This window comes from Actinoalloteichus hoggarensis, from assembly GCF_002234535.1.
Lineage (GTDB): Bacteria > Actinomycetota > Actinomycetes > Mycobacteriales > Pseudonocardiaceae > Actinoalloteichus_A > Actinoalloteichus_A hoggarensis.
Map to the genome: position 1 here is coordinate 3,342,377 of NZ_CP022521.1, position 14,414 is coordinate 3,356,790.

Here is a 14,414-nt window from a genome sequence, read left to right on the forward strand (position 1 = left end):
GCGGTCGCTGATCAGCGGAGAGGGCCGCATCCGCCTGCGCGCAACCCGTCTCGGCCGCGGACGTGTGTGATCGGTCTGGTCGTGAACCTTTGATCGATCGTCGTCGGCCTTCGACGGACAGCGGCGCGTTCGGATGAGACATGCTCAGCCTTCCGTCTGCGTTGTGCTGGTACGAAGTGGTCTGTGATCGGCAATGCCACGTCGCGGTCTCGCGATCGTGCGCAGGCTCAGCGCCCAGGTGAGCAGCCCGCAGAGCGCGCAGCCGGCACCGAGAAGAGCGGATCCTGCCCACCCCGACGTGGAGTACACGGCGGTGGTGGCGGCCGCGCCGAGGGCGGAGCCGAGCGAGTAGAAGATCATGTAGCCGCCGATGGCGCTGCTGGTCTGGTCGGAGTGCGCGGTCGCGAGCAGGGTCTGGTTGCTGACGTGCGCGGCCTGGACCGCGAAATCCAGAACGACGACACCGACGACCACCAACCCGAGTGACCAGGTCGCCTGCCCGGATGCGATCCAGGACACTGCCAGCAGTACGAGGGCGACACCGGTCACGGGGTTGGCCCTGCCTGCGTCCGCCCAGCGGCCCGATCGCGCGGCCGCCAGTGCACCAGCGAGACCGGCGATTCCGAACATGCCGATCTGCGCCGTGCTCAGCTGCCACGGTTCGGCAGCGAGTGGTAGCGCGAGTCCACTCCAGAGCGTGCCGAAGGAGGCGAAGAGGAAGAATGCGATCAGCCCGCGCGAGATGAACAGCGGCTCGTGGAAGAGACGTCCGAACGAGGTCAGCACATCGCCGTAGGTCCTGCGATTCGACCGCCGGTCTGCCGGCAGCCGCTTCAGAACGACGATGCACAGCGTGACGAGCAGCAGCGTGAGCGTGACGTAGACACTTCGCCATCCCCACAGGCCTGCGAGGATCCCTGCCAGCACCCGCGCCCCCAGGATTCCGATGATGACACCGGACGTGACGATTCCGAGGGTGCGACCACGCTCCGTAGGCGTCGACAGGTCGGCGGCGAACGCGACGGTGGTCTGTACGACGACGGCGAACAGACCGGTGACGGCGAGGCCGATGAGTAACAGCCAGAGAGTGGGAGAGACCGCCGCCATCAGCATGCCGACGGCGGCGAGGAGCAGCTGGACCCCGATGAGCTTGCGCCGGTCCAGCATGTCCCCCAAGGGAACGAGGACGGCCAAGCCGACCAGGTAGCCGATCTGTCCGGCTGCCGAGATCCATCCCAGGTCGGACTCGGGCACTCCCAGGTCCTGCCCGATCTGCGCGAGCACAGGCTGCGCGACGTAGATCGTCGCGACGGCGAGCGAGCAGACCATCGCGAGCAGCATCCTTCGGCCATACGTGATGCCCACGTCTCCCCAATCAGTAGCAAAGTGCAACCATTGGAAGTATGGCAGAATAGTTTTAATCCGCAACTCATCGGGAGGCGCGATGAACCCCGTGGCACGCGTCGACGGTGTGACCTGGACGGACCCCACGTGTCCGGTCGCGCGCACGCTCGACCTCGTCGGAGACCGATGGAGCCTGCTCATCGTTCGCGACGCGATGGACGGCGCGCGATCATTCACCGACTTCCAGCAGCGCACCGGGGTCGCGCGCAACATCCTCACCGACCGGCTGCGTCGACTGGTCGAGCGCGGACTCCTCAAGCGAGAGACAGCGATATCCGGACGTCGGCAGGTCTATGTCCTCACCGACGCGGGCCGCGACCTGTTCACCGTCATCGTCGCCCTGCGTCAGTGGGGCGAGCGGAACACGTTCGCCGACGGTGAGGCGCGCTCCGTGCTCGTGGGAGAGAGCGGCCGGCCGCTCGCCCGCCTGAGCCCTACCGACTCCCACGGTGACCATGTCGACATCGACTCGACCACCGTCCTACGAGACGACTGAACACCTGCTCGGCCCCCTGCGCCGACCCGTGCCGGGCCGGACGCCGACGACCTTCCGTCCCGCGACGAAGCCTTGCGCCCGTGGGCTGATGTCGAGTCGCCGCTGGAGAAGGACAGGATGCCGTGCCCGACGCGGGGAACAGCGGTCACGGGAACCCGGGAAGCTCAGCGAACCGGCAGGAGGAGTTCGACCTTCGAGAGGTGCCCCCTGGGCGCATTCAGCAGGTCAGCGGTCAGCACGCGGACGCGCAGGAGATTCGAGTCCCCTTCGGACACGATCACTGGTCACCCGTGGGGAGATCGTCACGGAGGCGGTCTCTTCTCCGTTCTCGTACCGCGGTTCGAGTCGCAGCGCCCGGTCCAGCGCGGCGATCCGGTCCGGGTTCGCCTCGGACAGGGCCCGACGAGCGAGTCGATCACGGCATGGATCTCGGCATCGGCGCTCGCGGTCGTCGCGGGGACGTCGGTGAGTTCGGCGTGTGCCTGGTTGATCGGCTCGACCAGCGCGGCCGGGTCGATCCCCACACCGACCGCGTCCTGAAACCGGCGAAGCCTCGCCGTCGCCTCCGCGAGACGCTGCGTCACGGCGTCTCGGCAGGCGGAGACGGCACCTTGACCCTGGGACGGACCGGCACCGCCCGGCTGCGACCAAGATTGCGTCGCTCGCGAACGATTCGCCGATCCCACCGTCCAGGTCGGTTCCGAGCACTCGCCCTCACGGAGTCGACCGTGCGGTGTGTCTTCCCATGCTGCCGAGCCGGGACCGGGGACCGTGCCAGGCGGCGGTCAGACGCGGCGAGCCGGGGAGAAGCCGCCGCCTCCTGCCGCCACGATGCGGCGCACCACCGACGAGCTGCCGGGATACCCGCACGAGCGCTTTCGCGGGGCTTCGACGCACACCGCCGCGCTCGTTCTCCATGCGAGTGCCCGGGTAGGCCTCCTCGCGCCTGCATCGCGGCGAGGGCGTGCTCGAACCCCGCGGACGGTCGCTGCCGTCACACCGCTGCTGTCGACTCCTACGAACAGCTCGCCCTCGTCCTGGTCCTCACCGATCTCGAGTTCACCGTCGTGGGACCCGAAGGAGCTCGGACGACACCTCGCCACGCACGCGTGACGGCCGACCCGCTCCGCCGCCGAGACCCACCCGGCGCCCGTCTCCCGTGGTGGAGTGAGGACCTCCCGGCCGTGTCGCGGACGACCCCCGCGCGGGCCTCACGACCGCGCTCCGACTTCCGCCGAGCCGACCCGTCGGCTCCGCGCCCGCCGACGCAGAAGGGCGCCGTCGGCGACCGTCGCCACCGGTCCGACGGCCGGACACGTCGGCGGACAAGAGCGCACGAGCGGTTCCGGCCGGACTCGACGACACCGCGCGACGTGCCCGGCGACGACGGCTGCGGGGTCGATCGACGTCTCGTGCCGGGTTCCAGGGCCGAAGGTCGCGCAAGCGGCGCGTGGCGGGCGCTCCCTGACGGCCCGCATGATGCCGTCTCACAGGGTTCGCACCGCCCGCCGACCCGGTGCCGTCGCCGCGGCGGTGGACGGGTGAACAGAGAAGGCGGGCGACGCATCACTCATGGATGCCGCGACGGCGCACACCGCGTGACGACGCGTGCGCTCTGCGACTCGTCGACGCCCCGATACGGGCGGCGCGTCGGGGCTGACAAGCTTGACCCGTGAACAACGTCTACTTCGACATCACCATCGACGGTGCGCCCGCGGGCCGCATCGTCTTCGCCCTCTTCGACGAGACCGTCCCGAAGACCGCCCGTAACTTCCGGGAGCTGGCCACCGGCCAGAACGGCTTCGGCTACGCAGGCTCCGGCTTCCACCGCGTCATCCCGCAGTTCATGCTGCAGGGCGGGGACTTCACCAACCACAACGGCACCGGCGGCAAGAGCATCTACGGCGAGAAGTTCGCCGACGAGAACTTCACTTTGCAGCACGACCGCCCGTATCTGCTGTCGATGGCCAACGCGGGCCGCGACACCAACGGATCGCAGTTCTTCATCACCACCGTCGTCACCTCCTGGCTCAACGGCAAGCACGTCGTCTTCGGCGAGGTCGTCGAGGGCAAGGAGATCGTCGACAAGATCGAGTCCTTCGGCTCGTCGTCGGGCACCACCAAGGCGAAGATCCAGATCGCCTCGTCCGGCGTCGTCGAGGGCTGAGTCGAATCGCCCCGTCCCCGCGGCGTGGTCGGTGCCGCCGACCACGCCGCGGGCGGGCGCTCGTCCGCAGAACCCACCCCGTGCACACGTGATCTGCGCCATACTCGGCGGCACCGGCGAGGCGAGGGCGTGGTCGACATGGCAGCGGTGCGAGACGTCGTACGGAAGGTCGTGGCCGAGGCCGCGCCCGAGGAGCTTCCCCTGGTGGACGGCATGGCCGTCTACGACGACGACACCGTGGTCCGCAGGCTCCGTCGCTCGGGACCCCGGCGGGAGCCGCTCGGTTTCGGCTGGGGCGAGGTCGTCGCGCTGGTCACCCCGGTGGTCTGGCTGCTGCTCGATGAGGTGGCGCAACGATTCGCCGGCGCCACCGTCGACGGCGCGACCACGGGTGTGAAGCGCCTGTTGCGCAGGTTCCGACGTGGCCGTCGACGGCATACCGCCCTTCCCGTGTTGACCGCGGAGCAGCGCGACGAGGTCCGCCAAGAGGTGCTCGCCCTCCTCACACGCAAGGAGATCGACCCGGCCACGGCCGTCAAAGTCGCCGACGCCGTGGCGCGGAGCCTGGTGTCGCACACCGGCGACGACCCGACACCGGGGGCCGACGCCGCACGCGCGGTGCGGTGAACACGCACGGCTCGCCGTCCCGGGTGGACGAACGAGCGCTGAGCGCCGGCACGACCGTACGGTTCGTCCTGCTGGTCGCCCTGTTGGTGATGAGCAGCAGTCTGATGGTGCTCCACGTCGCCCTCGCGTTGTCGGCGTATGACGGTTTCGGCTGCTCGCTGGCCGCCGGTGTCGCCCCGGGGATCGACTCGGCGGCGGACGTGATCGCCCGGCGTGGACTGCAATGGGAGGCCTATCGCGCGTGCAGCATCCGCTACGCGCCCCCGCCGCCGTGGTGGGTGTTGCCCGGCTGGTGGGCGGTGCTGGCGCTGCTCACCGCGCTGGTGTTCTGGGCGCTGTCCCGGTGGAAGGCCCGCCGCGGTCGTGCCGTGCCGCTGGCGGCGGTCGACCATGACGGCGCCGTCGCACGGGTGGTCGCCGAGCTCGCCGAGGCCGCCGGACTTCGCCGACCGCCGCGCGTGGTGATCGACGTGAGCGCGTCCTCGGCGGGCGCGGTGGTCTTCGGTCGAACCGGCCGCGCCACGGTGCGTCTGCACGGTGGCCTGTTGGCCCTGCGCGCCGTGGACCCGCTCCGGTTCCGGGCCGTGCTGTCGCACGAGTTCGCCCACATCGCCAACGGCGACGTCACCATCACCTACCTGACCGTGGCGTTATGGCGGGTCTACCTCGGGGTGGCCCTGCCCCCGTTCCTGCTGTGGTGCGTGCTGATGTTCCAGCGGGCGCCGAACTCGCCGGTGTGGAGCAGCGAGGCGCCGATCGTCACCCGAGGCCTGCTGCTGACCGCCCTGTTGACGATGCTGGTCTACCTCGCCCGCGCCGACGTGCTGCGCAGCCGCGAGGTGTACGCCGACCTCACGGCGGTGCGCCGGGGTGCCGACCCTACGGGCTGGTCGAGGCTCGACGCCGACGACGTCGGCACCCGACGTCGCCTGCTGCGCGCGTTCCTGGAGCTGTGGCGGACGCATCCGCGCTGGGAGGTGCGGCGCAGGGCGTTGACCGACCCGGCCGTGTTGTTCGGGGTGTACGCGCTTCCGCTGTTCCTGACCGGTGCGGCCGCCACGATCACGCACTCCCACACCATGTTCGCGCTCACGCAGTACGCACAGCTCAGTTCCTGGGCACAGCACGGGGCCGCCCTGGCGGCGGCGGCACTGGTGGCGGGAGTGGTCGGGGTCGCCCTCTGGCGTGCCGTGGTGTTCAGCGCCCTCATCGGCGTTCCCGGGCCGTCGAGCATCCGGGCGGGCCTGTGGCTCGGCCTGGGCATGATGCTCGGCGGGCTCGCCGCGGGACAGGGCACGATCAACGAGTGGCTGCCCGCCCGGCCGTGGGTGTTCCTGCTGCTCCCCGTGATCGCGGTGGCGTTCACCTCGTGGTCGACGCACTGCGCACGCCTGTGGGTGGTCGCGTGGCGTGGCCGTTCGCTGCGCGGCGTCATGCTGCTGAGCGTGGCCGCCGCGTCCTCGGCGTTGTCGGTGTGGTTCGTCTGGTGGCAGACCCAGGGCGTCGCGGCAGGCGCGGGATGGTGGTTCGACGTCGCGGGCGTCCGCGACGACCTGGTGACCTACCTGCTCGGCACGGCGCCGGACGACGCGCCGGTGACGTGGGTCGACACCGCGTTCGTCACGATCATGAACACGACGACCAACGTGCTCGCCCTGCCGTTCGCGATCGCCGCGCTCATCGGACTGTGGGTCGTTCCGATGCTCGCATGGTGGTCGCGGCCCGGTATCGACCCGCCCCGGTGGGCGCTCGCCGCGCTCGCCGGTGACCGGATCAGACCCGGACCGCCGCTGCCCGCCTTCCGCCGAGTGCTGCTGCCCGGCGTCTGCGGGGGCGTCCTCGGCGCGGCGATCGTCGTCGCCCCCGTCGGGACCTGGTTCGGTGTGGACGTCGATGCGTCGCCGACCGCCTTCGTGACGGCCGAACTGTTCGGAATGCAGCTCGCCTTCCTGGTCGCCGCTGCGGCGGCCGCCGCCGTTGCCCGCCGGACCGTACCCGAGCACCGGTTGGCGGCCGCCCTCATCGCCGCGGGCACCGCCACACTGCTGTGCTTCGGGGCGTTGCTCCTGTCGCGTGTCTCCGACGGCTGTATCCCGCCGTTCGCCCTCGCCGACGGCGCCTGTTCGTCGGAGACCGGTGTGGCCCGGCGGCTGTTCGACCTGATCCTGCTGCCCGCCCTGCCGTTCGTCCTGTTGACGGCGGGACTGGTGGGCGCGCCCCGATCCGTGAGCGCACGGCGGGCGGTTCGACCTCGGACGATCGGGCCGGCCCGCGCCGGTGTGCTCGTGCTCCTGGTCGGCGCGCTGGCCGTGTCGACCGTCGCGTTCGTTCAGCGCGCCCCGGTGGCGGGCCGGGTGCCCACCCCGGCGGAGGTGCAGCAGGCCTCCCGTCAGGCGATGGACGCCCCGCCGGACGGGCCGGTGCCCGCGTCCACGCGAGCGATGCAGGTCGAGGCCTGGTTCGGCTACGGCGGCGACGATCTGCTGGACGACTTCTCCGTCCACCGACGCGATCTGTTCGCGGCCGTCACCGCGGGAGTCGAGGCCGGTGCGACCATCGCGGAACTCCACCACGTCCGCCCCCACTGCACGGAGATCGTCGCCTTCGCGGAGGAGGGCGTCCGATACTTCCGCGTTCCCGATCCCTCGGCGAACGAACTGTGGGAGTCGTTCCTCGTGCTCGCCTGGCAGGCGGGCCGGGAGTGCGAGATCGCCTTGGACGCCGACCAGGCCGAGGACTTCGACGCCGCCATGCAGGACCTCGTCACCGCCCAGAACACCGGTGACCGGGTGCTTCGCGCCTCGACGAGAGGCCGCGACCGGCACCGGCTCGTCCGCGTCGGTCGGAAGCGACGAGCCACCACAGCGGCTGGCACACCGCCGAAGCCCGTCTCGACCCCGGTGCCGTCCACCGACCCGCCCCGGAACCCGAACTCGGTCGGCCTCCTTGCCGGGGTGCCCGTCACAGCCCGTGTCTGCGCCGGTATCTCCGCAGTCCCGGCTGCGCCAGGCGTTCGAGCAGGGGGCGGAGGCGCGGCAGCAGGCCCGGGGTCAGACCGACGGTCTTGAGCAGCCACCCGTCGTAGCGGGGCAGGAAGGTCTCCAACCGGGGCCGGTCGAGGTTGGCCACGACGGCGGCGGCGACGGTGTCCGCGCTCATCGGGTCTCCGAGGAAGTTGAGCGCGGACCCGCCGTCGGTGACCTCGTGACGCAGCATGGGGGTGTCCACCGAGGCGGGATGCACCATGCCGACGCGCACCCCGGTCTCGCGTTCGAGCATCGCCAGGGCGAGCATGAAGGCTCGCAGCCCGGCCTTCGAGGCGCTGTAACCCGCGCTCTCCGCCAGCGGCAGCAGCGCGCCCATCGACACGACGGACACGAGGTGACCTCGCGCGGCACGTAACGCGGGGTACAACGCGCGGCTGAGCTGCATGGGCGCCTGGAGGTTCACCGACTGCTCGCGACGGCTCTCCGCGACGGTGACCTCCTCGAACGGTCTGGTGACCACGAGTCCCGCGTTGTTGACGAGCAGGTCGCACCGTGCGCCCCGTGCCTCGACCTCGGCGACGACGACCAGCGGGAAGTCAGGTGCCGTGAGGTCGATCGGCAGCCTGGTCACCGGCTCCGGAAGTCGGTCCAGGCCTTCGTGATCGAGGTCCACGGCGATGACGTGGAAGCCGCGAAGGTTCAGTCTCGTGCAGACGGCGGTGCCGATGGCGCCTGCCGCTCCGGTGACGACCGCCGTCTTCATGCCCGCACCCCCCGCGGCGCCGTCGGGCGGGCGAACATGCCCGGAGTCAGGTCCGTCCAGCCGACGCGGTCGCGCACCCGGGCCAGCTGTCGGCGGTAGGCGTGCGCGTCCACATAGGAGCGATGTCGTGGCGAGTTCACGAAACGGATTCCGCCGCTGAGATCGGGGCGGTCGGAGGCGATCATCCTGTCGAACCGCGCGGCGCCGTCGGGCGAGTGGACCTGGTCGTGCAGATACTGCGCGATGAGGTTGCTGACATGATCGAAGACGGCGTAGGCACTGGAGTTGATCTCGATGTAGCCGAGTCCGAACAGGTTGTGGTGTCGCCGGTTGAACGCCGTCAGGTAGAGGTCCGGCCTGCCGTCCCGCCAGTCGAAGTACTTCTCCGCGTACGGGATGCTCCAGTCGTAGCCGGTGGCACACAGCACGAGGTCGACCTCCTCGGTGCTGCCGTCGACGAACCGGACATGGGAGTCCGCCAGGCGGGCGACGTCGGGACGGATCGCGACGTCGCCGTGTTGCAGGTGGTGGACGAGCTGACTGTTGAGCAGCGGATGCGTCTCGAACAGTCTGTGATCCGGTGTGGGCAGCCCATACCTGGTGAGATCGCCTTGCAGCAGTCGCAGCAGCGCCCGGAACAGCGGCTGTTCGAGGCGGGACGGCAGCGTCGGTCCGCGTTCGCTGAACTCGTCGCTGGGGATGCCGAAGACATGCTTCGGGATCACGTGGTATCCCCGCCGGACGCTCACCAGGGCGGTGTCGGCGTGAGCCGCCGCATCGCAGGCGATGTCGGCGCCGGAGTTGCCCAGGCCGACCACCAGGACGCGCCTGCCCCGGAACTCCAGTGGCGAGCGATACGTCGAGGAATGCCGGATCTCGCCTGCGAAGTCGCCCGACAGGGCCGGCATGCGCGGCGCCCACGTGGTGCCCGTCGCGCACACCACCGCCCCATACTCGTGGCGGGTGCCGTCATCGAGGGTCACCACCCAGCCGTCGTCGACGCGCTCGACTCCGTCGACGGCCGTGCGGAATCGGATCGACTCGCGTAGACGATAGGCGGTCGCGAAGTCCCGCGTGTAGCGGAGGATCAGCCGGTTGCTCGGGTAGTCGGGAAAGGAGTCGGGCATCGGAAAGTCGAAGAAGCCGGAGGTCTTCCGGGAGGAGATGAAGTGCGCGGACTCGTACATCGGCGTTCCCGGATTGTCCAGATCCCAGATGCCCCCGACGTCGGAATGCCGTTCATACTGGTCGTAGGGAATACCGAGTCGCCGAAAAGCTCTCGCCGCCGACAATCCGGCGGGCCCGGCGCCGATGACGCACACCCGCTCACGACCTGCCGTCATGATCCCTCCCGTCGTTCGACGTGCCGCCACTTCAGTGAAGCGGTCTCGGTGACCATGTCGACAGGGTGAGGTCGGCTAGCATGGGGGGCAGACCGGACCGGGAGGTGCGGGGTGGCCGAACGAGGCGTTCCGAGACTGACGGAAGCCGTCATCCCGCCGTCGGTGTTGTCGGGCGCCGTCGCGGTCGGCAGGCGCGAGGGTCATCCTGTCGGTCACTGGTTCTCCGGCACCGGACTGGATCCGACCGACCTCGCCACCTCGGGCTCGATGCGGGTGTCCTACCGCCAGGCCGCCGTCGTGCTGCGCCGCGCGGTGCGCATGATGCCGGATGGACCGCTCGGCCTTCGGGTCGGCTGTCGGGACACGCTGTTGTCGTTCGGCATGCTCGGCGTCGCGATGAGATCATGTGCCACCGCCGCCGACGCTCTGGCGGTCGCCCGGGAACTGCATCAGGCCGCGGGCAGCCTGCTGGACCTGGACGTCGAGACGTTCGGCGGCGAGACGGCACTGCGACTGCATGAGCTACGGCCCGACTCGGAGCTGATCGTGTTCCTCTGCGAGGAGGCGCTGAGCAGCACCCTGATGTTCATTCGCGCGATGCTCGGTGCGGCCTGGTCGCCCGTCCGAGTCGAACTCGCCTATCCGGCCCCGCGATACGTCCAGGAGTATCACCGCCTCTTCCGCTGCCCGCTGCGGTTCGACGCCGGGGCCAACAGACTGGTCTTCCCCACCGCGGTGTTGACACGCCCGCTTCCCACCCACCACGAGCCGACCAGGGCGGTCGCCGTGGAGACCTGTCGCAGGCTGCTCGACGCCGACGAGGGCCGCCCCGACCTCGTCGCCTCGGTGGAGACCATGATCGGCCGCGATCTCCGGGCCCGCATCACCATGGCCGAGACCGCGCGGCGGCTGCGGATCACCGAGCGGACCCTGCGTCGTCGACTCACCGCCGCGGGCGAGCGGTACAGCGCCATCCGCGACCGCGTGCGCAGGCGGCGGGCGGTCGCCCTGCTCCGTGATCCGATGCTCACGATCGAGGCCGTCGCACATCGGATCGGTTTCAGCGACGCCCGCGAATTCCGTCGCGCCTACCTGCGCTGGACCGGAGAACCGCCCAGCATGATCCGCCGCCGACCGGACCGCCGTGGCGTCGAGTTCGACGAGCCGCGCCACGAGGGGGCGGCGCCGGTGTCGGAACCGCGTACTCCGGCGGGCGAGAGTTCCAGCACCACGGCAATCCTCGCGAGAGGACGCGAGAGCGGTTCCTGAAGGCGGGACCCGGCCTCGGTCGCGGTGGGGTCGGCAGATGGGCGTCGTCACCGCAGGCCGCCCAGCCGTGTGTCGAGACGCCCGGGCGGGCTCGGCCGGTCCGCACCGCCTGCGGAGCCGATCAGACGCGCGCGGTGCCGGGTCGGCGGCACCGCGTCTCGTCGGTGAGCGCACCACGCTTCAGGCGGCGCGGCGCGGAGACGCTCGTACTCGTCCGACGAACCCGGGCAGGCGGTGCGGGGCAGGCGACATCGGGGCGTGAGCCTCGGACTCCCGCGGTGCTCCCGCGGTCTCACGGGCCGCCGATCCGTCGCCTTCGGTCGTCGCTCCCCCGGTGCGCGGCCGGCGTCCACCGCGGACACACACTTGCGCATGAGAATCATTGTCAGTAATGTGCCACCGCGTGCCATCAGCTCCCCCTGCGACCTCGTCGGCAGGCTCGGAACGCTCCGCGGTCCACATCGCCCGGCGTCGACGAGCGGCGCGCACCTGGCTGCTCGGCGTCGGTCTCGCGTTCGCCGTGTGCGCGCTGGTCGTCGTCTCCGGCGCCACCGGCTCGGTTCCGGTCAGCACGGTGCAGGCCGCGAAGATCGTCGTCGGACACCTGCTGCCGGGCATGCCGTGGATGTCGGACGGGTCCTTGACGCCCCTGCAGGACCAGGCCGTCTGGCAGTTCCGGCTGCCGAGAACCCTGCTGGCAGGCATCGCCGGAGCGGGTCTCGCACTCGCGGGGGCGTTGATGCAGGTCACGGTCCGCAATCCACTCGCGGAGCCGTACATCCTCGGGGTGTCGTCCGGGGCGAGCGTCGGCGCGGTGCTGGTGATCGTGTTCGGCTCCGCCGCGCTGGGCGGGTTGTCCCTGAACGTGGCGGCGTTCGTCGGCGCCTCGGCGGCCTGCCTGTGCGTCGCCGCGCTCGCCCGCAAAGACGGGACGATCTCCCCGACGCGGATGATCCTGGCCGGGGTGGCGTTAGGCACGCTGTTCAGCGCGATCACGAGTTACCTGACGATCTCCACGAGCGCGCAGAACGTGGTGAGCGTGCTGTTCTTCCTGCTGGGCAGCGTGTCGGCGGCCACCATGTCCAGCCTGCTCGGGCCCGCGATCGCGCTCGTGGTGGGCGCCGTGGTGGCGCTGACACTGGCTCGATCGCTGAACGCGCTGATGACCGGGGACGAGTCGGCGATGTCGCTGGGGGTCGACGCCACTCGCCTGCGGGGACTGCTGTTGGTGACGGCGTCGCTGGTGACCGGCACGGTCGTGGCGGTCGCGGGCGGGATCGGATTCGTCGGGCTGGTCATCCCGCACATCGCGCGCATCCTGGTCGGCGCCGACCATCGGCGGATGCTGCCGATCACGATGCTGGGCGGGGCGGTGTTCCTGATGGGGGCCGACCTGCTGGCGCGGACGGTGGCGACGCCTACGGAGATTCCGTTGGGGATCCTCACCGCCTTCGTCGGGGCGCCGTTCTTCCTATGGCTGATGCGCCGCGGCGGCGCGGAACGTGCGGGGTTCGGTCGATGAGAGTGCGATTCGAGGACGTCACGGTCGCTCTCGGGGGACGGGACGTGGTGCGTGAGGCGTCCCTGGTCGTCGAGCCCGGCACCGTCGTGGGCCTGGTCGGTCCGAACGGCAGCGGCAAGTCCTCCCTGCTGCGCACGCTCTATCGAGCGGTCCGACCGCGACGCGGGGCCGTGTACGTCGACGGGCAGGACGTCCAGCGGTTGAGCGGGCGACAGGCGGCGCGGGCGGTGGCGGTGATGCTGCAGGACCCGTCGACGGACTTCGACCTGAGCGTGGAGGAGACGGTCATGCTCGGTCGAGTCCCCCACCATGCCTCGTTCGGACGGGACACCGCGGCGGACGAGGACGTCGTGGCGGACGCGATGCGTCGCGCCGGGATCACCGAACTGGCGGATCGAATGGTGGCGACCCTCTCCGGCGGGCAACGGCAGCGGGTGATGCTCGCGCGCGCGCTGGCCCAGCAGAGCCCGGTGATGGTGCTGGACGAGCCGAGCAACCACCTCGACATCAGTCACCAGCATGAACTGTTGAGCACCGTGCGCGGCCTCGGACGCACGACGATCGCCGCGCTGCACGATCTGAACCTCGCCGCGCGGTACTGCGATCACGTCGTCGTGCTCCAGGCCGGGTGCGTCATCGCCGCCGGACCACCGCGGCAGGTGTTCACGCCGGAGCTGATCCGCGCGACGTTCCGAGTCGACGTTCGCGTGCTGGGCGACGCCCACGATCCCGTGTTCGCCTTCCGAAGGCTCGACACCGCCGACCCGTCTCCCGTGCCCTCGTCCACCGACGACCGAGCAGAAAGCAGCACCCCGTCATGAAGATCCTCCTTCCCGCCCACAGACGTGTCACCGGCGTCGTCGCGTCGGTCGCCGTCGGCACCCTGCTGCTCACCGCCTGCGGATCGTCGGTGACCGCGCAGCAGAGTCCAGACGACGCGGCCGATGCGACGATCCTGGAGAACTGCGATCGCGAGGTGGTCGTCGACGGCGTCCCCGAGGCAGCGGTGGGGATGCATCCGGCGCAGACCGAGCTGCTGCTGCGCTTAGGCCTGGCAGACCGGCTCGCGGGTCAGGCGCAGGCCGCCGCGCAGGCGCTGCCCGAGGACGTCGCCGCCTCGGCCGAGGCCGTCCCGGTGATCGGCGGGATCGAGCCGCCCAGCCGGGAGGACCTGCTGGCGGTGCGACCGGACTTCGTCTACTCGCCCACCACCTACGAGTTCACCGCGGAGCAGGGTTTCGCGAGCATCGATCAACTCCAGCAGGGCGGCGCGGCCGTGTACGTCGCCACCGGCGGGTGCTTCGAGCGACGCATGACCGGCGAGGTCACCGACCTGTTCGCGGACCTGGAGAACCTCGGCAGGATCTTCGATGTCCCCGATGAGGCCGCCGACCTCATCGCACGGAGCCGGACGGAGCTCGACGAGGTCGCCGCGGCGATCGCCGACGTCGAGCCGCTTCGGGTCGCCCAGGTGTATGTCGAGGGCACCACGTTGCAGGCCATCGGGGCCGGCATCGAGTACGACATCCTTCGGCTGGCCGGGGCGGACAACGTCTACGGTCCCGAGCAGGAGGCGTTCTCGGAGTTCTTCGCCGCGACGATCACACCGGAGTCCCTGGCCGCGGAGCAGCCCGACGCGCTGGTGTTCTCGGCGTACGATGAGGATCACAAGGCCGCGACGCGGGAGTACCTGACGACCACGTTCCCCGACCTGCCCGCGGTGCGTGAGGACAGACTGATCGCCGTGTCCAGCGCCGATGTCTTCCCCGGCACGCTCGGCAACATCTCGGTCGTCCGCGACATCGCCGAACGCCTCTATCCCGACGTCTTCTGATT

11 protein-coding genes are annotated in these 14,414 nt (G+C 70.4%); 8 read left to right on the forward strand and 3 right to left on the reverse strand.

The genetic code is table 11. The features are described from left to right. Positions 1-144 precede the first annotated feature (144 nt). Positions 145-1,365, reverse strand: coding sequence for an MFS transporter (locus tag AHOG_RS14760; RefSeq protein ID WP_211290654.1), 1,221 nt, complete (start codon positions 1,363-1,365; stop codon positions 145-147). A gap of 79 nt (positions 1,366-1,444) precedes the next feature. Here AHOG_RS14760 and AHOG_RS14765 point away from each other — a divergent pair, with 79 nt between their 5' ends. The 4 genes from AHOG_RS14765 (at position 1,445) to AHOG_RS14785 (ending at position 7,762) form a co-directional block, all read left to right on the forward strand. Next, entirely contained in the window at positions 1,445-1,900 is a 456-nt protein-coding gene (locus tag AHOG_RS14765) for a winged helix-turn-helix transcriptional regulator (RefSeq protein WP_093941873.1), read from the forward strand. 1,672 nt (positions 1,901-3,572) lie between these two features. Further along, positions 3,573-4,067 carry a peptidylprolyl isomerase gene (locus AHOG_RS14775; protein ID WP_093941875.1) on the forward strand — a complete coding sequence of 165 codons (495 nt, stop codon included), beginning with the start codon at positions 3,573-3,575 and terminating at the stop codon, positions 4,065-4,067. 138 nt (positions 4,068-4,205) lie between these two features. Next, on the forward strand, positions 4,206-4,694 hold the full coding sequence (locus tag AHOG_RS14780) for a hypothetical protein (protein ID WP_211290400.1): 489 nt from the start codon (positions 4,206-4,208) through the stop codon (positions 4,692-4,694). Beyond that, a complete protein-coding gene (locus AHOG_RS14785; RefSeq protein WP_093941876.1) occupies positions 4,691-7,762 on the forward strand; it encodes a M48 family metalloprotease in 3,072 nt (1,023 codons plus the stop codon). Before AHOG_RS14780 ends, AHOG_RS14785 begins: the two co-directional genes overlap by 4 nt. On the opposite strand, the gene AHOG_RS14790 is transcribed toward AHOG_RS14785, so the two are convergent. Together AHOG_RS14790 and AHOG_RS14795 are read right to left on the reverse strand one after the other, a co-directional pair. Continuing rightward, positions 7,656-8,444, reverse strand: coding sequence for an SDR family NAD(P)-dependent oxidoreductase (locus tag AHOG_RS14790; protein WP_093941877.1), 789 nt, complete (start codon positions 8,442-8,444; stop codon positions 7,656-7,658). The two genes, AHOG_RS14785 and AHOG_RS14790, sit on opposite strands and share 107 nt — an antisense overlap. Continuing rightward, positions 8,441-9,787, reverse strand: coding sequence for a flavin-containing monooxygenase (locus AHOG_RS14795; RefSeq protein WP_093941878.1), 1,347 nt, complete (start codon positions 9,785-9,787; stop codon positions 8,441-8,443). The genes AHOG_RS14790 and AHOG_RS14795 overlap by 4 nt, the downstream gene beginning before the upstream one ends. A 111-nt stretch (positions 9,788-9,898) precedes the next feature. Here AHOG_RS14795 and AHOG_RS14800 point away from each other — a divergent pair, with 111 nt between their 5' ends. The 4 genes from AHOG_RS14800 (at position 9,899) to AHOG_RS14815 (ending at position 14,412) form a co-directional block, all read left to right on the forward strand. Next, entirely contained in the window at positions 9,899-11,056 is a 1,158-nt protein-coding gene (locus AHOG_RS14800; RefSeq protein WP_093941879.1) for an AraC family transcriptional regulator, read from the forward strand. A gap of 403 nt (positions 11,057-11,459) precedes the next feature. Further along, a complete protein-coding gene (locus AHOG_RS14805) occupies positions 11,460-12,578 on the forward strand; it encodes a FecCD family ABC transporter permease (RefSeq protein WP_245856244.1) in 1,119 nt (372 codons plus the stop codon). Continuing rightward, the gene (locus AHOG_RS14810) at positions 12,575-13,399 is read left to right on the forward strand and encodes an ABC transporter ATP-binding protein (RefSeq protein WP_093941881.1); all 825 of its coding nucleotides are present in this window, start codon (positions 12,575-12,577) and stop codon (positions 13,397-13,399) included. The genes AHOG_RS14805 and AHOG_RS14810 overlap by 4 nt, the downstream gene beginning before the upstream one ends. Further along, entirely contained in the window at positions 13,396-14,412 is a 1,017-nt protein-coding gene (locus AHOG_RS14815) for an ABC transporter substrate-binding protein (RefSeq protein ID WP_093941882.1), read from the forward strand. Before AHOG_RS14810 ends, AHOG_RS14815 begins: the two co-directional genes overlap by 4 nt. The last annotated feature ends 2 nt before the right edge of the window (positions 14,413-14,414 follow it).

Excerpts from the sequence above, each read along its gene's own strand:
- AHOG_RS14765 (WP_093941873.1), top strand. The coding sequence starts at position 1,445 with ATGAACCCCGTGGCACGCGTCGACGGTGTGACCTGGACGGACCCCACG.
- AHOG_RS14780 (WP_211290400.1), top strand. The coding sequence starts at position 4,206 with ATGGCAGCGGTGCGAGACGTCGTACGGAAGGTCGTGGCCGAGGCCGCG.
- AHOG_RS14790 (WP_093941877.1), bottom strand. The coding sequence starts at position 8,444 with ATGAAGACGGCGGTCGTCACCGGAGCGGCAGGCGCCATCGGCACCGCC.
- AHOG_RS14795 (WP_093941878.1), bottom strand. The coding sequence starts at position 9,787 with ATGACGGCAGGTCGTGAGCGGGTGTGCGTCATCGGCGCCGGGCCCGCC.
- AHOG_RS14810 (WP_093941881.1), top strand. The coding sequence starts at position 12,575 with ATGAGAGTGCGATTCGAGGACGTCACGGTCGCTCTCGGGGGACGGGAC.
- AHOG_RS14815 (WP_093941882.1), top strand. The coding sequence starts at position 13,396 with ATGAAGATCCTCCTTCCCGCCCACAGACGTGTCACCGGCGTCGTCGCG.